At 71.3% G+C, this 19,657-nt stretch carries 18 protein-coding genes; 9 read left to right on the top strand and 9 right to left on the bottom strand.

All coding sequences use genetic code 11. The features are described from left to right. The first annotated feature begins 31 nt into the window (after nt 1-31). On the top strand, nt 32-796 hold the full coding sequence (locus tag J0695_RS12825) for a glucose 1-dehydrogenase (RefSeq protein WP_206962150.1): 765 nt from the start codon (nt 32-34) through the stop codon (nt 794-796). A gap of 92 nt (nt 797-888) precedes the next feature. Here the strand turns inward: J0695_RS12825 and J0695_RS12820 are convergent, their stop codons facing one another. The 3 genes from J0695_RS12820 to J0695_RS12810 form a co-directional block, all read right to left on the bottom strand. Next, on the bottom strand, nt 889-1,668 hold the full coding sequence (locus tag J0695_RS12820) for a hypothetical protein (protein ID WP_206962118.1): 780 nt from the start codon (nt 1,666-1,668) through the stop codon (nt 889-891). Further along, on the bottom strand, nt 1,668-2,936 hold the full coding sequence (locus tag J0695_RS12815; RefSeq protein ID WP_206962117.1) for a VWA domain-containing protein: 1,269 nt from the start codon (nt 2,934-2,936) through the stop codon (nt 1,668-1,670). Before J0695_RS12815 ends, J0695_RS12820 begins: the two co-directional genes overlap by 1 nt. Before the next feature lie 83 nt (nt 2,937-3,019). Next, on the bottom strand, nt 3,020-3,715 hold the full coding sequence (locus J0695_RS12810; RefSeq protein ID WP_206962116.1) for a type 1 glutamine amidotransferase domain-containing protein: 696 nt from the start codon (nt 3,713-3,715) through the stop codon (nt 3,020-3,022). Between the two features lie 71 nt (nt 3,716-3,786). Here J0695_RS12810 and J0695_RS12805 point away from each other — a divergent pair, with 71 nt between their 5' ends. Next, complete coding sequence (locus J0695_RS12805) at nt 3,787-4,608, top strand: maleylpyruvate isomerase family mycothiol-dependent enzyme (RefSeq protein ID WP_206962115.1); 822 nt, start codon at nt 3,787-3,789, stop codon at nt 4,606-4,608. 16 nt (nt 4,609-4,624) lie between these two features. On the opposite strand, the gene J0695_RS12800 is transcribed toward J0695_RS12805, so the two are convergent. Then, a complete protein-coding gene (locus tag J0695_RS12800; RefSeq protein WP_206962114.1) occupies nt 4,625-5,074 on the bottom strand; it encodes a hypothetical protein in 450 nt (149 codons plus the stop codon). Nucleotides 5,075-5,228: 154 nt separating this feature from the next. Between J0695_RS12800 and J0695_RS12795 the strand changes: the two genes are divergently transcribed. From J0695_RS12795 to J0695_RS12785, 3 genes are all read left to right on the top strand, one after another. Continuing rightward, nucleotides 5,229-5,996: a YhjD/YihY/BrkB family envelope integrity protein gene (locus J0695_RS12795; protein ID WP_206962113.1), complete on the top strand. Its 768-nt coding sequence runs from the start codon at nt 5,229-5,231 to the stop codon at nt 5,994-5,996. A 152-nt stretch (nt 5,997-6,148) separates the two neighbouring features. After that, nucleotides 6,149-7,417: a cytochrome P450 gene (locus tag J0695_RS12790; RefSeq protein ID WP_206962112.1), complete on the top strand. Its 1,269-nt coding sequence runs from the start codon at nt 6,149-6,151 to the stop codon at nt 7,415-7,417. Continuing rightward, complete coding sequence (locus J0695_RS12785) at nt 7,414-8,652, top strand: cytochrome P450 family protein (protein WP_206962111.1); 1,239 nt, start codon at nt 7,414-7,416, stop codon at nt 8,650-8,652. The genes J0695_RS12790 and J0695_RS12785 overlap by 4 nt, the downstream gene beginning before the upstream one ends. A gap of 51 nt (nt 8,653-8,703) precedes the next feature. Here the strand turns inward: J0695_RS12785 and J0695_RS12780 are convergent, their stop codons facing one another. Then, complete coding sequence (locus tag J0695_RS12780) at nt 8,704-9,231, bottom strand: MarR family winged helix-turn-helix transcriptional regulator (protein ID WP_307798589.1); 528 nt, start codon at nt 9,229-9,231, stop codon at nt 8,704-8,706. A gap of 110 nt (nt 9,232-9,341) precedes the next feature. Here J0695_RS12780 and J0695_RS12775 point away from each other — a divergent pair, with 110 nt between their 5' ends. Continuing rightward, the gene (locus tag J0695_RS12775; protein ID WP_242552574.1) at nt 9,342-10,268 is read left to right on the top strand and encodes an EamA family transporter; all 927 of its coding nucleotides are present in this window, start codon (nt 9,342-9,344) and stop codon (nt 10,266-10,268) included. A gap of 27 nt (nt 10,269-10,295) precedes the next feature. On the opposite strand, the gene J0695_RS12770 is transcribed toward J0695_RS12775, so the two are convergent. Both J0695_RS12770 and qcrB read right to left on the bottom strand, forming a co-directional pair. Continuing rightward, entirely contained in the window at nt 10,296-11,552 is a 1,257-nt protein-coding gene (locus tag J0695_RS12770; protein ID WP_206962110.1) for a glycoside hydrolase family 16 protein, read from the bottom strand. Nucleotides 11,553-11,746: 194 nt separating this feature from the next. Beyond that, a complete protein-coding gene (gene qcrB, locus J0695_RS12765; RefSeq protein WP_206962109.1) occupies nt 11,747-13,366 on the bottom strand; it encodes a cytochrome bc1 complex cytochrome b subunit in 1,620 nt (539 codons plus the stop codon). A gap of 173 nt (nt 13,367-13,539) precedes the next feature. Here qcrB and J0695_RS12760 point away from each other — a divergent pair, with 173 nt between their 5' ends. Next, on the top strand, nt 13,540-14,184 hold the full coding sequence (locus tag J0695_RS12760) for a hemerythrin domain-containing protein (RefSeq protein ID WP_206962108.1): 645 nt from the start codon (nt 13,540-13,542) through the stop codon (nt 14,182-14,184). 31 nt (nt 14,185-14,215) lie between these two features. Further along, nucleotides 14,216-15,004 (top strand): SAM-dependent methyltransferase, encoded by a 789-nt coding sequence (locus tag J0695_RS12755; RefSeq protein ID WP_206962107.1) that lies wholly within the window; start codon nt 14,216-14,218, stop codon nt 15,002-15,004. Nucleotides 15,005-15,038: 34 nt separating this feature from the next. Here J0695_RS12755 and J0695_RS12750 read toward each other — a convergent pair whose 3' ends face one another. Continuing rightward, nucleotides 15,039-16,046, bottom strand: coding sequence for a cytochrome c oxidase assembly protein (locus J0695_RS12750; protein ID WP_206962106.1), 1,008 nt, complete (start codon nt 16,044-16,046; stop codon nt 15,039-15,041). Nucleotides 16,047-16,254: 208 nt separating this feature from the next. Here J0695_RS12750 and J0695_RS12745 point away from each other — a divergent pair, with 208 nt between their 5' ends. After that, a complete protein-coding gene (locus tag J0695_RS12745; RefSeq protein WP_307798588.1) occupies nt 16,255-18,324 on the top strand; it encodes a tetratricopeptide repeat protein in 2,070 nt (689 codons plus the stop codon). Here the strand turns inward: J0695_RS12745 and J0695_RS12740 are convergent. After that, nucleotides 18,308-19,657 (bottom strand): hypothetical protein (locus J0695_RS12740; protein WP_242552573.1); only part of this gene is annotated, 1,350 nt, incomplete at its 5' end. The genes J0695_RS12745 and J0695_RS12740 overlap by 17 nt on opposite strands.

The following is a 19,657-nucleotide window of genomic DNA, read 5'->3' as shown; positions in this document are numbered from 1 at the left end:
CAGCGCAGGGAAAGGGCATCGCATGAGCAGCATCATCGACCTCACCGGCCGGACGGTCCTCGTCACGGGCGGCGCCCGCGGCATCGGCTCCGACATCGCGCGGCAGGCGGTCGCGGCGGGTGCGAACGTCGTTCTCGGCGACGTCCTGGACGCGGACGGCACGGCTCTGGCCGCCGAACTCGGCGAGCGGGCACGCTACTTCCACCTCGACGTGACGTCCGAGCGGGACTGGCAGCGGGCCGCCGCCTTCACGGCCGCCGAGTTCGGCGGACTGCACGGCCTGGTCAACAACGCCGGAGTCTCCACCGGACAGCCCCTGGACACGGAGACCGTCGAGCACTTCCGCAAAGTGATCGACATCAACCTGACCGGCGTCTTCATCGGCATGAAGACCGCGATCGCGGTCATGAAGGAGGGTGGCGGCGGCTCGATCGTCAACATCTCCTCCGCGGCCGGCCTCATGGGCCTCGCCCTCACCTCCTCGTACGGCGCGTCCAAATGGGCCGTACGCGGCCTGTCGAAGATCGCCGCGGTCGAGCAGGGCACGGCGCGGATCCGCGTCAACTCCGTCCACCCCGGTATGACGTACACGCCGATGACCGCCCAGGTGGGCATCGAGCGGGGTGAGGGCAACTACCCCAACACCCCGATGGGACGCGTCGGCGAGCCCCAGGAGATAGCGAACGCGGTGCTGTTCCTGCTCTCGGACGCGGCGTCCTACGTCACCGGCGCGGAGCTGGCCGTGGACGGCGGCTGGACCACGGGCCCGACCGTGAAGTACGTCATGGGCCGGTGAGCTCGGCGGCCCGCTCCCGGCCGGAGCCGGCCGCCGTACGAAAGGGCCCGCGGCGCATGCGCCGCGGGCCCCTGTCGTTTCTCCGGTACGGATCAGGCGCGCACGGGCCGCCTCCCGGTGCCCCGGGTGAGCGCGTAGCCGCCGATCGCGGCCAGCGAGGCGAGGACGCCGCCGCCGACGGTCCACAGCCAGCGGTCCGTCCACCAGCCCGACGACCAGCCGTCGTCAGACGGGGCGGCAGCGGTGGCCGCGGTGGCGGTCCCCGGCACCAGCGGCGCGGCGAGGGTGCCGTCCACCGCATGGGCGCCGCCCGCGTCCGCCGCCGTGGCCTCGGCCTCGGCGTGCACGGGCAGGCCCAGGTCCTCGTCGGGCAGGCCGGTGACGGTCAGGCGTACGTAGTAACTGCCCGGCAGCGGGTCGTTGGCCCAGGGTTCCGACCAGGCGCGGACCGGACGCAGGGTGCACTTCAGCTCGACCGATGCGGCGTCGGCCGCCGCGGTCCTGGTCTGGCTGCCGTGGGTGCAGGCCTGGCGGCGGCGCAGCCCGTCGTAGACGTCGACCTGCCAGGTGGCGGCGCCGTGCCGGGTGGCCGCTTCGGGGAGCGTCACCGTGGCCCGGACCGTGGGCGTCTGGCCGGCGTCGGCCGGGAACACCCAGTAGAGGTAGTCACCGGTGGAGGCGTCGGCCGTGCCCGGCTGGTCCTGTTGCAGGACGGCCGCCGTACGGAAGGAGGTGCCGGCCTGGGTCGGGGCCGATGAGCTGCCGCTCACCGAGGGGCTCGGCGAGGGGGAGTCCGCGGCCGCGGGACCCGCCGTGGTGAGGAGGGCTGCCGCGGCCAGTGCCGCAGCGGCCATCACACGTGTCGTACACATCAGTTGGTCCTCCATACCGCTACACGCCACCGGGCGATCCAGCCCCACAGCACACCCGCGAGGAAGCCGGTGAGCACCAGGGCGCCCAGCAGCCACCAGCCCCGGCCGAGGCCGAAGGCGGCCACGTCCGACGCCGCGTCGGGCGCCTTCACCAGGTCCACGGTGAGCTCGACGGGCAGGCCGGGCGTCGTCTTGACGGAGGCCGGGGCCGAGAAGGAGTTGCTGACCTGCAGGCAGACGGTCTCGGGTGCCGGCTCGGTGTCGTCGTCGTCCTGCGGTGCCTTGGGGTAGCGCAGACCGGAGGAGATCACATCGGTCCGGCCGTTCCCCGACTGCTCGCCGCGTACGATCTCCCGTCCTGAGGCGGTCACCGCCCGCAGCAGGACGCCGTAGTCCTGGTTGACGGCGCGGTCGGCCCCGACGCTCACGGAGGCGCGCAGTTCCTGTCCCGGCAGCACGTCCACCCGGTACCAGCGGTGCTCGGAGAACCGCTCGCGGTCGGTGTAGAGGCCGGCCTTGAGCTGCGGTGCGCCGGTGCACTGTGCGGCGCCCTCGGTCGCCACGGGTACAGCCACCGGATCTGCGGCCCGGTCCACCAACTGGGTCACCCTGCCTGCGAGTTCATCGGTGTGCTGCACCGAGGAGTACGTACCGCCGGTCGCCTCCGCGATACAGGTCAGCTGCTTGCGGATCTTGGCGTCAGGGACCAGGCCGAGCGTGTCGACGACCAGATGGGTGCCCTGTGCGGCGATGGAGCGGGCCACCTCGCACGGGTCGAGCGGGGCACAGGTGTCCTCGCCGTCGGTGATGAGCACGATCCGTCGTGTCGCGTCACCGCCCTTGAGGTCGTCGGCCGCCTTGAGCAGGGCGGGACCGATCGGCGTCCAGCCCGTGGGGGCGAGGGTGGCCACGGCGGTCTTCGCCTCGGTGCGGTCGAGCGGGCCGACCGGGTAGAGCTGTGCGGTGTCCTTGCAGCCGGTCTTGCGGTCGTTGCCCGGGTAGTCGGCGCCCAGGGTGCGGATACCGAGCTGTACGTCGGAGGGGACCGCGTCGAGCACCTCGTTGAACGCCTGCTTGGCGGCGGCCATCCGGGACTGTCCGTCGATGTCGCGCGTCCGCATCGAACCGCTGACGTCCAGTACGAGGTCGACCTTGGGGGACTGCGCGGGGTCCGTCTCGTCGGCTGCGGCACCGGTGGGGGAGAAGCCGACGGCCAGGGCGGCGAGCAGCGCGCACACCCCGGCGGCCAGCCGTTTACTTATGATCATCGCCGGATCCTACGGAAGATCGTTTCCCGGCCCAAATCCGGTGGCCCGAAAAGCAGTTCGGCGCTGATCCGTGGAGGGGCCGGTCAGACGAGCTTCTTCAGCAGCTCCTGGGCGAGCGGCGCGGAGGAGGCCGGGTTCTGGCCGGTGACGAGGTTGCGGTCGACGACCACGTACGGAGCCCAGGGCTCGCCCTCCTGGAAGTCCGCGCCCGCCTCGACGAGCCGGTCCTGAAGCAGCCACCTGGCCTTGTCGGCGAACCCGGCCTGGGTCTCCTCGATGTTGGTGAAGCCGGTGAGCCGGTACCCCGCGAACGCGTTGGCGCCGTCGGCGTCCGTGGCCGCGAGCAGCGCGGCCGGGGCGTGACAGACCACCCCGAGGGGCTTGCCCGACTTCAGGGTCCTTACGAGCAGCCCGCCGGACGCGGCGTCGACCGCGAGATCCTCCATGGGGCCGTGTCCGCCGGGGTAGAAGACAGCGGTGTACGCGTCCAGGTCGACGTCCTCGATCCTGACCGGGTGCTGCAGCTCGTCCATCGAGGCCAGCGCGGCCGCCACCTTGTCCGCACCTTCCTGGCCTCCGTTGAATTCGGGAGCCAGGCTGCCCCGGTCGACGGTGGGCACCACCCCGCCCGGGGTGGCGACCACGATCTCGTGCCCGGCCTCGGTGAAGGCCTGGTACGGGGCGACGGCCTCCTCGGCCCAGAAGCCGGTCGGGTGCTTGGTGCCGTCGGCGAGCGTCCAGTGGTCGGCGCCCGTCATCACGAAAAGGATCTTTGCCATGCCGTGTCACTCCTCAAGATCTCGCACGCTCTGACTTCCTCGACGGTAGGCCGGTCGTCCATAGTCGGCCAATGAGGAATTCCCTGCCCGACATCGGCAGAACGATGGATGCCGGTGGGCTCGGCGACGCGATACGTGACACCGCCACCGAGATCGCCGAGCTCGTGCGCGGGGCGCCGGGCACCGCAGGGGCGGTCCCCGGGTCGCGGTGGACCGTCGGGGAGGCGGCGGCGCACCTGGCGCTGGCCAACGCACTGATGGCCGAGCTGGCCGCCGGGCAGGAGCGCGGTTACGGGGACGGCACACCGCAGAGCCTGGCCGCGGCCAATGAGCGTGGGCTCGCCGCCTTCGGCGAGCGCGGGGCCGAACCGCTGGCCGCGATGATCGTGGCGCAGGCCGAGGCGTTCCTCGACGCGGTGGAGCGGAACCCCGCACAGGGGACCGTGATCACCCCGATGGGCCCGATGAGCCTGGCCGAACTGGCTTCGTACCTCCTGACCCACATGCTGGGCCACGGCTGGGACCTCGCCCGCGCATTGGGCCGGCCGCACATGATCGACCGCGCCCGGGTCGAGCTGACCATGCCCTTCATGCTCAGGGCCATGGGGCGGGCGGTCGACACGGCCGCGATCGCCGGGCTGAGCGCCCGTTACGAGATCCGGCTGTGGGGCGGCACCCGCTTCGGGGCGGTCTTCGCCGACGGGGCCGTGACTGTGAGGGAGCAGCCCCCGGCCCGCCCGGACTGCACCATCCTCACGGAACCGGTCGACTTCCTCCTGATGGCCCTGGGCCGGCGCGGTCCGTGGGGCGCCATGGCCCGAGGCCATGTGGTCGTCTGGGGCCGCAAGCCCTGGCTCGGGCACCGCTTCCCGGCCCTGTTCAGCGCTCCCTGACAGGGCTGCCGACGGCTCAGGCCGCCATCGCCACCGAGGTCCGGCCGAGCGGGGCCTCGACGGCCGCCGTACGCCGGGCGAACACCACGGCCCGCAGCACCACGAACCGGCCGATGCCCGTCAGCGCCGATGCGGAGAGGTAGACGGTCTGTTCCGTCACGGCCGAAGGGGCCGGATGGACGGCGTAGAGGGTGAGCAGGGCGCCGGTCGTGAAGGCGTAGCTCACCGCGACCGTCAACCCCGACTGGAGGTGGACGCCCCAGCCGCGGCGCTCGCTGCGGAAGGAGATCCTGCCGTGCAGCTCCGTCGCGACGACGGTGGAGACGACGGTGACCAGGGCGTTGGCGAGGACCATCGGCATACGTCCGTGCAGTGCCACCAGCACACCGCTGGAGGCGAGGCCGACGCCGCCGCCGCAGACGACGAAGCGCAGGAAGGCCGCGACGAGCGGGCGGTGGGTGGTCACGGGGAGCCTCCGTAGGGGGAGTGGAGCGGCGGTGCGGGGACAGTTCCGAATCTAGAGAGCGGGCGGCCCCCAAACGACCGGGGTAGTCCCCGAGTCGGGTGGGGGTTGTCCCCCACCTGTCCCTGAGGACAGTCAGGGGGTGATAGTTCGTGACATGCCGCAGGAGCAGGCCGGTACCGAGGAACATCCGCCGTGGTACGCGAGGTTGCGCGGTGCTGTGCGCGAACTGGAGCTGATGCCCCGCTCGATGGCCTTCGCCGCTCTCGGATTCCTCACCCTCGTACCGCTGTTGATCGTCGTCTCGGCGGCGGATCCGGGTCATGGACAGGGGTTCGCCCAGTGGCTCGGGGACGCGCTGGGGGTGTCGCGGACCGCTCGGGTGCGGATCGACCAGCTCTTCGCCGTACCCGGACAAGTGCTGCGGACCACCACGGCGTTCGGGATCGCCGCGCTCGCCGGCTTCGGGCTGTCCTTCGGGGCCACGATCCAGACGTGCTACGAGAAGATCTGGGAGCTGCCTCCGGGGCGCTGGTACGGCAGATGGCGCCAGGTGCTCTGGCTCGGTGTGCTGGTGGGCGCTCTCTTCATCTCCGGCACCACCACGGTGTGGCGGCAGAGCTGGGGCGGTGAACTGGGCGGCGCGGTGAGCGCGGTGGCTTTCTTCTGGTGGTCGCAGCGGGTGCTGCTCGGCGGGCGGATCGGGTGGCCCGCCCTGCTGCCGGGGGCGGTCACCACGGTGCTCGGTCTGCTGGGACTGCGGGTCTTCTCGCGGCTCGTCTTCTCGCCGCTGATCGCTTCGAGCGCCGTCACCTACGGGCCGTTCGGGACGGTTCTGGTGCTGCAGTCCTGGCTGGTCGGTGTGGGGGTGGTGGTGCTCGGGGGAGCGCTGGCGGGGAGGCTGCTGCACGACGAGGCGATGTGATCGCGCATGTGCGGATGTGGGGGTTTTGTGATCACGGAAGTGACACAAGTGGAAGATTGATGTAGCGACCTGGTCACTCAACTTCCTTATAGTGGTTTCGCGTTGATCGTTTGGCCGCAACGCGCTGAACCGACGCCCCAGGAGTCCGCACGATGACGCACCCCTCGCCGCCCGTCACGCCCGCGCACGGCGGCGGCTGCCCCGTCGTGCCGCTCAGCGGCGAACGGTTCCACACCGACACGCTGGGCCTCTACCGCGACATGCGCCGCGACCACGGCCCGGTGACCCCGGTCGAACTGCCCGGCTCCATCCCCGCCTGGCTTGTCATCGGCTACCGCGAACTCCACCAGGTCTCCAGCGACGCCGAGTTGTTCCCGCGCGACGTGGCGCTGTGGAACCAGTGGGAGAACATCCCCGAGGACTGGCCGCTGCTGCCGATGGTCGGCAGGCCCGCCCCTTCCATCTACTTCACCGCGGGCGCCGAGCACCGTCGGCACGCAGCCATGGTGGGACCCGCGCTCGAAGAGGTCGACTCCTTCGAACTCCGGCGCCACAGCGAGGAGCTGGCGGACCGGCTGATCGACAGCTTCTGCGACCGCGGCAGGGCCGACCTGGTCGCGGACTTCGCGATGCTGCTGCCGGTGCTCGTCCTGGCACGGCTGGTCGGCTTCCCCGACGAGGACGGCGCGCGGATCGCCCGGGTGATCAACGATCTCGCCGACGGCGGACCCGACGCGCAGCAGGCCATGCAGAGTTTCGCCGAGCACATGTTCCGCCTCGTCGCGGCCAAGCGCGCCCAGCCCGGGGACGACGTGACGTCCCGGATGCTGGCCGACCCCGCACCGTTCACCGACGAGGAGTACGCCCTCGACCTGATGGCGATCACGGCGGCGGGCCACCTCCCCACCGCCGACTGGATCGGCAACTCGATCAGGCTGATGCTCACCGACGACCGGTTCGCCGCCGCGCTCTCCGGCGGCCGCCACAGCGTCGCCGAGGCGATGAACGAGGTCCTCTGGGAGGACGCCCCGACCCAGATACTCGCCGGACGCTGGGCCGCCCGCGACACCACACTGGGCGGACAGGCCGTACGCGCGGGGGACATGCTGCTGCTCGGTCTGGCCGCGGCCAACGCCGACCCGCTGATCCGGCAGGACCTCGGCTCAGGGGGCGGCGGCCAGAGCGGCAACAGCGCGCACTTCTCCTTCGGCCACGGCGAGTATCGCTGCCCCTTCCCCGCCCAGGAGATCGCCGAGATCCTCGCCCGCACCGGGATCGAGGTGCTGCTCGACCGGCTGCCCGACATCGATCTGACGGTGCCCGCACAGACACTGGTCCGGCGGCCGTCCTCCTTCCTTCGGGGGATGACCTCGCTGCCGGTCAGCTTCACCCCCGTACGCACGACTGGAGGCCACCTGTGAACTGCCCTCACGCCGCCGCTGCCGCATCGGCACTCGCCATCGACCCGATGGTCCAGGATCTGGACGGTGAGACTGCGCGGCTGCGCGAGGCCGGTGCGCTCACCCCGATCGAGCTGCTCGGCGTCCCCGCGCTGGCCGTCACCCGCCACGCGGACGCGCGCCAACTCCTCACCGACCAGCGCCTGGTGAAGGACCTGGACGCCTGGAGCCTGTGGCAGTCGGGTGCGGTGACGCACGCCTGGCCGCTGATCGGGATGATCGACGCGGGCCGCTCCATGTTCACCGTGGACGGCGCCGAGCACCGCAGGCTGCGGACCAAGACCTCCCAGGCGATCACACCGCGCCGTCTTGAGGCGATACGCCCCGACATCGAGAAGTTCACCCAGGAACTGCTCGACGCGCTGGAGGAACAGGCCGTCGACGGTGCGGTGGACCTCAAGACGGCCTTCGCGCAGCCGCTGCCGATGCTGGTGGTCGGGATGCTGATGGGCGTGGACGAGGCCCGCCACCCCATGCTGATGAAGGCGTACAAGGCCTTCTTCTCGATGCTCACCCCGCACGAGGAGCGCATGGCGGTCCTCGCCGAACTGGACGTCTTCTACACCGAGTTGGTACGGGAGAAGACCGCACGCCCCACCGACGACCTCACCAGCGCGCTGATCCTCGCCGACGAGGGCGGCGACCCGCTCACCGACGAGGAGGTGGTCGGCAACCTCAAGGCGATGGTGGCGGCCGGCCACGAGACCACCATCGGGCTCATCCTCAATGTCGTACGCGCCCTGCTGACCCACCCCGACCAGCTGGCGCTGGTGCTCTCGGGGGAGGTCTCCTGGGAGACGGCGATCGAGGAGTCGCTGCGCTGGGACCCCTCCATCACCCATCTGCTGATGCGCTTCGCCACCGAGGACATCGAGGTCGGCGACGCCGTCATCCCCAAGGGCGAGGGCGTGGTGATCTCCTACCGGGCGATCGGCCGCGACACCGAGCAGCACGGCCCGGACGCCGAGGCCTTCGACATCAGCCGCGCCACCCCGATCCGCCACATGACGTTCGGGCACGGCCCGCACATCTGCCCGGGTGCGGCGCTCTCCCGGCTGGAGGCGGCCATCGCGCTCCCGGCGCTCTTCGAGCGCTTCCCCGGGCTGCGCCTCGCCGTACCGGCGGAGGAGATCCGGAATCTTCCCGTACTGACGCAGAACGACAAGGCGGCTTTCCCGGTCCTGCTGAACGGCTGAGCCAGGCGGACCGGCCGGCGGGGTGGTGGTTCGCGGACCGCCCCGCCGTGTTCAGCCCAGGTCCGTGTCCCCGAGCGATACGAGCAGACGGCGCAGCCCCGTGTCGAGGGCGGCGCGCTCGGTCTTCGTCAGTCCGGCCAGCATCCGGGCCTCGTTCTCCACATGGGCCTCGACCACCGTGTTCACCAGGTCGTAGCCCTCGGTGGTGAGTCTGACCTTGATCGCCCGCCGGTCGCCGGGGTGCGGTACGCGCTCGATGAGGCCCTTCTTCTCCAGCCGGTCGAGGCGGTTGGTGATGGCGCCCGATGTGACCATGGCGGAGCGCAGCAGGCCGCCGGCGGTCAGCTCGTACGGGGCGCCGGTGCGGCACAGGGTGGCCAGCACGTCGAACTCCGCGAATTCCAGACCGTACTGGGCGAAGACCGGCTTCATGCCTTTCTGCATCAGGTTGTTGGCCCGGCTGATGCGGCCGACCAGTGCCATCGCGTCCAGGTGCCCGAGATCGGGCCGCTCGCGGCGCCACTGAGCGGCGACCACGTCCACGGCGTCGCCGGCTTCCTGCTGGGGCTTCTGCGGCACGTCCCGCTCCGATCCTCAGAATCTCTCAACGTTGAGATACTTGACGTTCGCCGATCGGCGGCCGATGATTTATCTCAACGTTGAGATTATCAATGCTGAGGGGGAACGTCATGTCTGTCGTCGCACCGAATCTCCGGGCCGCATCAGGGCCGGGCGCCGCACCGGGCACCGCACCGGCCCGCGGCTCGGCCGCCATGAATGCCGCGCTCGCCGTCATCGGACCCCTCACCTGGGGCACCACCTACGTCACCACGACCCAACTGCTGCCCCCGGACCGCCCGTTGCTGCTGGCGACGATGAGGGCCCTGCCCGCAGGGCTGGTGCTCATCGCCGCCACCCGGCGGCTGCCCAGCGGGTCGTGGTGGTGGAAGTCCGCCGTGCTCGGCCTGCTCAACTTCGGCGCGTTCTTCCCGCTGCTCTTCCTCGGTGCGTACCGGCTGCCGGGAGGTGTGGCCAGTACGGTCAGCGCCGTGATGCCGCTCCTGGTGGCGGGCCTCGGCGCCTTCGTCCTGAAGGTCCGCCCGACCCGGCGGACGCTGGGGGCGGGCGTGGTCGGGGTGGCCGGAGTGGGACTGCTCGTCCTCCGCGGCTCGGCCGCGGTGGACCCGGTAGGCCTCGGCGCGATGCTTCTCGCCACGTCCCTCATGGCCCTCGCCGTACTGCTCGGCAAGCGCTGGGGGAGGCCCGAAGGCGTACCGCTCCTCGCGGTGACCGGCTGGCAGCTGACCGTGGGCGGACTCGTCCTGGTGCCCCTCGCGTTCGGGATCGAGGGAATGCCGCCCGCGCTGAGCGGCGCGAACATCGCCGGATTCGCCTACCTCGGTCTGATCGGCACGGCCCTGGCGTACGCGATGTGGTTCCGCGGCATCGAGCGGCTGCCCGCCTCCTCGGTCGCCTTCCTCGGGCTTGCCAATCCGGTCATGGCGACGCTCGCAGGGCTGCTGGTGCTCGGGCAGACACTCACCCTCTGGCAGCTGGGCGGTCTGGTCCTGGTGCTGGTGAGTGTCCTGCTGGGCCAGCGCGCGGCCCGGTCCTGAGGAGGCCGGGCCGCACACCGGCGGTGGTCAGCCGGTGACCGTCCACTTCTGGTTGGCGCCGCCGCCACAGGTCCAGATCTGCAGCCGGGTGCCGTTGGCGGAGGAGTTGCCCGTCGCGTCCAGGCACTTGTTCGCCTGGGGGTTGACGATGTCCTTCGCGCCGGTGACGGTCCACTTCTGGGCCGCCGTGCCGTTGCAGTCGTACAGCTGGACCAGCGAACCGTCGGCGGTGCCGCCGCTCGCCACGTCCAGGCACTTGCCCAGCGCGCGGATCGTCCCGTCGGTCCCGACGCTCCACTTCTGGGCGGTGGATCCATTGCAGTCGTACAGCTGGACCGCGGTGCCGTTGGCGGTGCTCCCTGCGGCCACGTCCACACACTTGCCGCCGAGCCCGGTGATGGTGCCGCCCGCGGCGGGCGGCGGGGTGTCGCTGGTGCTGACCTGCACCTGGTCGACGACCAGCTGCTGCGGGAAGGTGGTGCTCGAGTTGGGGTCGCCCGGCCAGTAGCCGCCGACCGCGAGGTTGAGTATCAGGAAGAACGGCTTGTTGAACACCCACTGGTTGCCGCCGAGATCGGCCGGGGTGCGCCGCTGGTACACGGTCCCGTCGACGGTCCAGGTGATCGAGTTCGGCGCCCAGTCCACGGCGAAGGTGTGGAAGGCGTCGGCGAACACCTGGCCGTTGGGGAGGGTGTAGCCCGCGCCGATTCCCGCGGAGCCCGAATAGCCGGGGCCATGGATGGTGCCGTGGACGGTCGAGGGCTCGAAGCCGACGTTCTCCATGACGTCGATCTCACCGGAGTTGGGCCAGCCGACCTGCCCGATGTCGTTGCCGAGCATCCAGAAGGCGGGCCACATGCCCTGGCCGCGCGGGATCTTCATCCGCGCCTCGACGTGTCCGTACGTGGAGGTGAACTTGCCCGAGGTGTTCAGCCGGGCGGAGGTGTACTCGCACTTCCCGTACCAGCACTGGTAGTTGCGGGGATTGTCCTTGCGTGCGGTGATGACCAGATGGCCCTGGCCGTCGAGGGCGGCGTTGTTGCTGCCCGCCGTGTAGTACTGCCGCTCGTGGTTGTTGACGTTGTCGCCGGTCTCGATCTGCCACTTGGACCCGTCGACGGCTGACCCTGCGGCCCCGTCGAAGGTGTCCGAGAATGTGACTGCGGCGGCCTGGGCGGCAGTTGCCGACGAGGTGCCGCCCGTGGGGACGGCGAGGGCCGTCGCCAGGGCGAGAGCGGAGAGCGCGGCGAGGAGCAGGCGCCGTGCGGGGTGCGGAAAGCCCATGACTCTCCCTTCCATGACACGTGGGGGATGGCGTCTGTCGTGCGCATGACAGTGATGCTTAGTTCACTGCGTGATTTAAGAAGTGAACTAAGCCCCTGTCAAGGGCTTGGTATGGACCACGTTGTGTTCAAGAGATGGACGTGACATATACGCACTCCACATGCCGGTGCGGGTCGACCGCACCGGGGCCGGAGTCACCGCTCCACACTGTCGCGTCGGCCTTCGACAGCGCCGCTTGAACCGGTCGGCTTCGGGATCTGGGTCCCCTCGCCGTACAGCGCGCGCGAGAGCCTGACCCGCAGCCGCTCGCGGCGGGGGATCCTGCGCCGTACCCCCTGGGCGTCTGTCGACGGGGGAAGCTCCAGTGCGGCAGGCTGCTCGTGCGCGGTCAGCCGGTGCAACTCGGCCTGGGACAAGGGCTCGTGGAGCTCGATGAACTCCCCGTGCGGCAGCCGCTTGACGATGCCCGTCTCGCGGCCGTGCAGCACCAGATCGCGGTCCCTGCGCTGGAGTCCCAGGCAGATGCGCTTGGTGACGACGAAGACGATCGCGGGGGCCACGAAGAACGCCACCCGGATCGCCCAGGTGATGGTGTTGACCGACAGATGGAAGTGCGTGGCCCACAGGTCGTTGCCGCCGCCGATGAGCATGACCAGGTAGAGCGTGATCCAGGCCGTGCCGAGCGCGGTGCGCACCGGCCTGTTGCGCGGGCGGTCCAGGAGATGGTGCTCGCGTTTGTCGCCGGTGACCCAGGCCTCGATGAAGGGGTACGCACCGATCGCGGCCAGGATCAGCGGGAAGAGCCCGAGCGGGATGAGGACGCCCAGCGCGAGCGTATGGCCCCAGGCATTGATCTCCCAGCCGGGCATGGTGCGGATCAGGCCCTCCGCGAAGCCCAGGTACCAGTCGGGCTGGGCGCCCGTGGAGACCTGGTCGGCGCGGTAAGGGCCGTACAGCCAGACCGGGTTGATCGCGGCGATCGCCGAAATGACGGTCAGGACCCCGGCGACCAGGAAGAAGAACCCGCCCGCCTTGGCCACGTACACCGGCATCAGGGGTGCGCCGACGACGTTCTTCTCCGTACGTCCGGGACCGGCCCACTGGGTGTGCTTGTGGTAGACGACCAGGATCAGATGGAGCACCACGAGCGCCGCCATCAGCCCTGGCAGGAGCAGGACATGGATGGAGTAGAACCGCGGAATGATCTCGTGGCCGGGGAACTCGCCGCCGAAGAGGAACATCGAGAGGTACGTCCCGACGACGGGCGTGGAGATCACCGCGCTGTTCACGAACCGCATTCCGGTGCCGGAGAGCAGATCGTCCGGGAGCGAGTAGCCGAGCAGGCCCTCGAAGAGGCCGATCACCAGGAGCGTCCAGCCGAAGAGCCAGTTCAGCTCGCGGGGCTTGCGGAAGGAGCCGGTGAAGAAGTGCCGCATCATGTGCACGAACATGCCGGCGATGAAGATCAGCGCGGACCAGTGGTGGATCTGCCGGATGAGCAGACCGCCCCGCACCTCGAAGCTGATGTCGAGCGTGGAGGCATACGCCTCGGACATCCGGACGCCGTTCAGCGGTGCGTAACTGCCGTGGTAGACCACCTCGTTCATCGACGGGTGGAAGAAGAGCGTCAGATAGATGCCCGTGATGATCAGGACGATGAAGCTGTAGAGACAGATCTCGCCCAGCATGAAGGACCAGTGGTCCGGGAAGATCTTGCGCAGGTATTTCCTGCCGATGGTGTGGATGCCGAGTCTGCCGTCTGCCCAGTCGGCCAGCCGTTCCCCGGAGGATTCCTTCACCGGGCTTGTGGACATGGAGTGCCTCCCCGTCGCGTGCGCTCACGACTGAGACACGGCAGGCCCCCCGGGATGTGACATCGCGGACGCCGAATGTGGCCTGCGTCTCACTCCGGGCCCGCGATGTCACACCTTCCGCGGTCCCGGCCCTCTCGGGTGGCAGGACCAGACGAATGGAGGTCGAGCCGCCCATGGCCGACACACAGCACGGCGCGCAGAGCGCTTCCGGCACCATCGACTTCACCATGATGTACGTGACCCACGACGCCTTCCGGCGCGATCTGGACCGCCTCGTCGCGGCGGCCGCCGCGGGCCGGGCGACCGGTTCCGGGGTCCGCGCGGGCTGGGACAACTTCAAGCGCCAGCTCCACCTCCACCACAGCGTCGAGGACTCCGACCTGTGGCCGCGGGTGCAGGTCAAGGCGGCCGGGAGCCCGCTGGCCCTCGACCTGCTGGCGGACATGGAGGCCGAGCACGCGCAGATCGACCCGCTGCTCGCCGCGGTCGACCAGGCGCTCGCCGACGGCGGGCGCGGTCTCGCGGACCGGGCCGAGGAGGCCAGGTCGGTCCTCGTACACCACCTGGAGCACGAGGAGCAGGACGCCCTGCCGCTCATCCAGCATCTGCTGGCGCCCGCCGACTGGAAGGCCTTCGCGGGGAAGATGCGCGTGGAGCAGGGGCTCAAGGGGGCCGCGGTCTACGTTCCATGGATCGTCGACGGCGTCCCGGCGGAGGGGCGGCAGCGGTTCTTCGGTGCGATGGCCCCGCCGGTCAGGGTCCTCAACAGGCTTCTCTGGGAGCCGCGTTACCGTAAGCAGGAGCTGTGGAGCGCATGACAAGAGCCCGCTTCCCGGGCAGACTTCCCGCATGACGGAGATCGACACCAGCAAGCCGCATCCGGCACGGGTCTATGACTGGTTCCTGGGCGGCAAGGACAATTACCCGGTCGACGAGGCGGTGGGCCGCCAGATGATGTCCATCGACGGCCGGGCCAAGCACTCCGCCAGAACCAACCGGTGGTTCATGCACCGTGCGACACGATGGCTCGCGGGCGAGGCGGGCATACGCCAGTTCCTGGACGTGGGAACCGGCATACCCACCGAGCCCAACCTCCACCAGCTCGCCCAGGCGGCCGCCCCCGACGCACGCGTCGTCTACGTCGACAACGACCCCATCGTGCTGGCCCATGCGGCGGCACTGCTGCGGGGCACACCCGAAGGGGTCACGGAGTACGTCCAGGCCGACGCCAGACGACCGGGCGAGATCGTCGAGCGGGTGAAGGCGGTGCTGGACTTCGGGCAGCCCGTGGCGCTGTCGCTGATCGCGCTGATGCACTTCATCGGTGACGACGACGGGGCGTACGAACTGGTCGAGGAGCTCGTCGGCGTACTGCCGTCGGGGAGCTATCTCGTACTGGCGCAGCTCACCGGCGACTACGATCCTGCGGCGATCCAGCGTGCCGTCGAGCTCTACGGGGCGGGCGGCGTCCGTCTTGTGCCCCGCTCCCGGGACGGCGTGAACCGTTTCTTCGCGGGACTCGACCTGGTGGAGCCGGGGCTGGTGCCCGTGGCCGAGTGGCACCCGGAACTGGCGGTCGACGAGGTGCCCGACGGGCAGTTGGTGCCGCTCTACGCGGCGGTCGGCCGCAAGGCCTGACGGCCTGGCGGGTCGATGACTCGACGGGTACGGATCAGGGGCGCTCGCGCCGCATCCGGTCGCCGATGACCCCGCCCTCGTTCTCCCACCACGGGCGTACGAGATCGGGCTCGGCGGCGCCGGCAGGCCCGGCGGCGGCCGGCGCGGTGGCCGCGGCGCCCCGCACCAGCTCGGCGTCCAGGCGGCGGTCCAGGGCCGCCGTCCTGGTCCGTTCGGCGCGTACCCACTGCACAAAGATCACCAGCAGGAACGGCACCCCCACCAGCTCCGCGATCGTGATCATCGCGCCGCCGCCGAGCTGCTGGTCGGCCTGGACGGCCGGGGCCCAGGGCGGCGCGTGCTGCGCGTACCAGGTGCCCGCGACCAGCGTGGAGCTCGTCATCACGACGATGCCGGGGACAGCGTCGATCAGCCCGTCGAGGAAGACCATCGCCGCGCGCACCGGGTGGCTGCACCACCGGGGCAGCAGCTCCTCCTGGGTGAGCACCGGCAGGACGAAGAGACTGCCGACCAGCAGCAGCTGCAGATACATCAGCTGATGCAGCGCGCCGTGGCGCAGGGCCGTCTCGAAGTACGGGGTGAAGTAGACGCAGAGCTCCGAGACCAGCACCAGCACGGAGCTGACCAGCGGAAAGGCCAGAACCCGCGCGAACCTGCCGGTCATCGCGCGCCGCACCCGCACCGACGCACGGCCCGGCAGCGCACGGCAGGCCAGCGCGAGGGGGTCGCCCAGGGCGAGGCCGAGCGGGGCGATCAGGTCGAGCAGGATGTTCTGCACCGCGGCCGGCCAGAACAGCACCTCGTCGTAGACCGCGAGGGCGGACATCGTGGCGGACACGATCGTGCCGAGACCGAGCAGCGCGAAGACCGCCGTACGCGCCACGGGCCAGTGCTCGCCGCGCCGGTGCAGGCGCACCACGCCCCAGCCGTACAGACCGCCCAGGACAAGAACGAGGAGCAGCGCGGGAACGTCCAGCTGCCAGGCGGAAGGGAAGCTGCCCCAGGTCAGGTCCGGCAGGTACGCAGGGGACATGCGGCCCATTCTCCTCACTGGCCCGCAAAGCGCTGAGGGCCGCAATCACGGTAGCCGGGGCCCGGGGGACAGCGGCCGGTGGGGGGCGGGTTCAGGTGAACTCGGCTCTCTACAAGGGGCGTTGCCTGTTCACGGTGATCCGCGTTTGGCTACGGTTGCCCCCGGAGTGCAGTCACGGGCGGGGGAGCGCAATGCTGGATCTCATATCGCTGTCGGGGTGCTGACCGCCATGGCCACGGGCGCGGCGGGCGAGGCCGGGAAGCGGAGCCTGGAGGCGGCAGGGGTGCTGGTGCGGCGGATCGCCGGGCGCGAGGTGCCGGCCCCGGCGACGGACCCCGAGCTGGCGGCCGTGGCGCGCACGATCCACGAGGGCGTGCGGCGCGACCCCGCTCTCGCCCGCGCCTGGACGGCTCTCGCCCGTGCCGCCCCGGCAGGGCCCGAGGTCCGCAGGGTGCCCGCACTGCCCGCACCGACCCGGTTCTTCACCGACCGGGACGGACCTCTGAAGGATCTCGTACGGGAGGCAGGGCGGCGCGCCGACGGCAGGCCGCGGGTGGCGCTGCTCCACGGCCCCGAGGGCATCGGCACCAGCGAGCTGGCCCTGTTCCTGGGCAGCCGCGAGGCCAAGCGCTTCCCGCACGGGCAGATCCGCATCGACCTGCGCGGCGGCTCGGCGGGGACCGCACTCGACCCGGGCGCCGTGCTCTACCGGGCGCTGCTGGAACTGGGTCTTGCCGATGAGGAGATCCCCGCCGCGCCGGACGACCGGACGAGATGCTTCCGCCAGTGCGTCGCCGGCCTGAAGCTGCTGCTCGTACTGGACCATGCGTACTCGGCGGCGCAGGTCGCACCGCTGCTCACCGCGGCCTCCGGGGTGTTCACGCTCGTCGTCGCCCGGCGGCCGCTGCCCGGACTCGACGCACTTCCGGTGCCGGTCGGACCGCTGGGACGCAAGGACGCGCTGAAACTCCTGACGCTGCTCGCCGGGGGTTCCGTCCCGGGCGGTGCGAGGGAGGCGCTTCCCGGTCTGCTGGCGGAGTGCGGGGGCTCGCCGTACGCACTGCGCGTCGCCGCACCCTGGCTCGGCGACGGTACGTGGGGCACTGCCGGGGTGCCGGAGGGCGATCCCGTACGGCGTGCCGCGGAGATCGGCCACCGGCGGCTCGCGGCGGACACCGCCCGCGTCTACCGGCTGATGGCGCTCCGCGCCTGGACGGACATCGGCGTCGCCGCGGTCGCAGCCACCGTACGGATCACCGGGACCGAGGCGGCCCGCCACCTCGTCGAACTCGCCGACCGGCAGCTCCTGGAGCCCGCCGGCGCGGGACGCTACCGTTACCGCCCGGCGATACGCCGCCACGCCGAAGCCGCGGCGGAGCGGGAGGACGGGCCCGCGGCCTGCGCCGAAGCGGTACGGCGCGCGGTCGGTCATCACCTGCGGTTCGCACTCCGCGCCGGGCTCGTCGCGCTGCCGCAGAGCTGGCGCACCGCCCCGCGCGCCCGCGAGCTGGGGCCGGGCCCGTACCGCGATGCGGGTGCGGCGATCGACGCGCTCTCCGCCGACCTCGGAAACCTCGTCGAGGCGGCCCACGCGGCCGAGGAGTCCGGCGATACGGACACGGTGGAGCTGCTCGGGCACGCGCTCTGGCCGTACCAGCTCAAGGCCGGACGGTACGAGGAACTGCTGCCCGCGCTGCGGTCGGGGGCGCGCACGGCCACCGGCCGCAGGGCGGGACAGTTGCACTTCCAGCTGGGCATGGCCCTTGCCGCGCTGAAGGACTTCGACGCGGCGGAGAGCGAACTGCGCGCGGCCGCCGAGGCCGAGTGGCAGGCCGGTCATGTACGGGGCCGGGCCTCGGCCGTGGAGGCGCTGGGACTGCTCCGGCTGGGGCAGTGGAGGTACGAGGAGGCCTACGGGCTCTTCACCGAGGCCGGCGCCGTGTACGACACGATCGGCGACGGCGAGGAAGGCGCCGCGGACCTGCCCCGGGCGCGCGCACTCGTCGAACGCCACAAGGGGAGGGCACTGCGCGGCATTCCGGGCCGCAGGGGCGAGGCGCTGGAGCGGCTGGGCGAGGCGCTGAGCCGCTTCCGGGGCGCGGGTGAGGCGTACAACACCGCCCGTACGCTCACCGATCTCGCCGAGGTCCGGCTCGACGCGGGGGAGGCGGAGGCAGCGCTCCCCCTGATCGACGAGGCGGAGGCCGCGCTCGCCCAGGAGCGGGCCGAGCCGCATCTGGCCGTGCTGCGGGACCTGAGGTCGCGATGCGTCACCGCCCGGGAGTGACGTCCACGCGATGGGCGGTCGCGCCGGTCCGCACCGTCATCCCGTACCGCTCCAGCTCCGCCAGGGACTTGCCCGCTGCCAGCCAGGCGTGCAGGGCGGAGGAAGCGGTGGCCGGATCGGTGCCGCTGCCGGTGAGGTGGACGAGGTCCCCGGCGCGGGTGCGGACCGTACAACTGTCCGGGCCCGTGACATAGGCGGCGAGGGCGCAGTGCGGATGGCGGGCGAGGACTTCGGCCGCCCAGTCGGCGGGCGTTCCCAGGCGGGGGTCGTCCGGAGCGCCGTGGCGCAGGATCACGTCGGCGAGGGCGAGGCGGCCCGGGTCGAGGGTGTCCTCGTGCACGGCGGTGTGGGCTTCGCACTCGCTGTCGCCCGCGCCGTCGGGCTCGTGGCGCGGGTCGGCGTACCGGCTGACGGTGATCTCTGCGGGTCCGGCCAGCCGGGTCAGCACGCGCAAGGGCGCGGTGCGGTACGGGGGTTCGTACGGGGGCAGCGGGAGAGGGGCGAGGAGGGCCGGATCCTCGGGCTCCGGGATGCCGATCTGCCCGTAGAAGTGGCGGCGCAGGAGGGCGGCGGACTCGCCGGGCGAGGAGGTGGTCAGCCGGGCCGGTGCGGTCGGCGGTACGTGCGCGGTGAGCAGGCGTTCGAGCTGGGGGTGCAGGGGTGCGTACGGGTCCAGGTGCGGGGCCTCGTGCATCAGCGCGGCGACCGGGCTCAGCGGGTCGAGCCCGTCGAGCGGGGCCGCCCCGAGCAGGACGGGGGTGGCGAGGGCGGCGGCGTAATAGGTGACCGCGCCGTGGTCGCCGATCACCGCGTCCGCCGCGATCAGGGCCTGACGCCAGGAGCGGAGCGGGTCGACGAGGGTGAGGCCGCCGCGCCGGGCGCGGTCGAGCCAGGCGCGGATCTGGCCGGGGCCGTGGCCGTGCCAGGTGTTGGGATGGAGGACGGCCGCAACGCGGTACTCGTCAGCGGGGAGCTCGGCGGTGAGGCGGGGGAGCAGGGCGGCGAGGACGTCCTGCATGCCGCCGTCCCCGAAGAGTGATGCGGGGTTCCAGGTCGAGCTCAGGACGATGAGCCGCTGGCCCTCGCGTACTCCCAGGGCCCGGCGGAAGCGGTCGCGGTAGGTGCGGGCGGCGAGGATCCGGTCGAAGCACGGGTCACCGGCGAGAACCGCGGTTCCGGCCGCCTCCGGGCAGGCGGCCCGCAGGCGCTCCAACTGTTCGGGGTGGGAGAGGACCATGGTGTCCGCGACGGGGGCGCCGGAGTCGGTGAGGAGCCACTCGGGGTCGAGGCCGAAGACGGGCGAGGGGCGACTGGTGTCCGGTGTCCGGTGTCC

The organism is Streptomyces beijiangensis, assembly GCF_017315755.1.
In the GTDB taxonomy this organism is placed as follows: Bacteria; Actinomycetota; Actinomycetes; order Streptomycetales; family Streptomycetaceae; genus Streptomyces; species Streptomyces beijiangensis.
The sequence above is the reverse complement of the archived record's forward strand: the minus strand, read 5'-3'. Positions and strand labels throughout refer to the sequence as shown.

Excerpts from the sequence above, each read along its gene's own strand:
- J0695_RS12760 (WP_206962108.1), top strand. The coding sequence starts at position 13,540 with ATGGCCGACACACAGCACGGCGCGCAGAGCGCTTCCGGCACCATCGAC.
- J0695_RS12775 (WP_242552574.1), top strand. The coding sequence starts at position 9,342 with ATGTCTGTCGTCGCACCGAATCTCCGGGCCGCATCAGGGCCGGGCGCC.
- J0695_RS12795 (WP_206962113.1), top strand. The coding sequence starts at position 5,229 with ATGCCGCAGGAGCAGGCCGGTACCGAGGAACATCCGCCGTGGTACGCG.
- J0695_RS12820 (WP_206962118.1), bottom strand. The coding sequence starts at position 1,668 with ATGTGTACGACACGTGTGATGGCCGCTGCGGCACTGGCCGCGGCAGCC.
- J0695_RS12815 (WP_206962117.1), bottom strand. The coding sequence starts at position 2,936 with ATGATCATAAGTAAACGGCTGGCCGCCGGGGTGTGCGCGCTGCTCGCC.
- J0695_RS12805 (WP_206962115.1), top strand. The coding sequence starts at position 3,787 with ATGAGGAATTCCCTGCCCGACATCGGCAGAACGATGGATGCCGGTGGG.
- J0695_RS12750 (WP_206962106.1), bottom strand. The coding sequence starts at position 16,046 with ATGGGCCGCATGTCCCCTGCGTACCTGCCGGACCTGACCTGGGGCAGC.
- J0695_RS12790 (WP_206962112.1), top strand. The coding sequence starts at position 6,149 with ATGACGCACCCCTCGCCGCCCGTCACGCCCGCGCACGGCGGCGGCTGC.
- J0695_RS12770 (WP_206962110.1), bottom strand. The coding sequence starts at position 11,552 with ATGGGCTTTCCGCACCCCGCACGGCGCCTGCTCCTCGCCGCGCTCTCC.
- qcrB (WP_206962109.1), bottom strand. The coding sequence starts at position 13,366 with ATGTCCACAAGCCCGGTGAAGGAATCCTCCGGGGAACGGCTGGCCGAC.
- J0695_RS12755 (WP_206962107.1), top strand. The coding sequence starts at position 14,216 with ATGACGGAGATCGACACCAGCAAGCCGCATCCGGCACGGGTCTATGAC.
- J0695_RS12810 (WP_206962116.1), bottom strand. The coding sequence starts at position 3,715 with ATGGCAAAGATCCTTTTCGTGATGACGGGCGCCGACCACTGGACGCTC.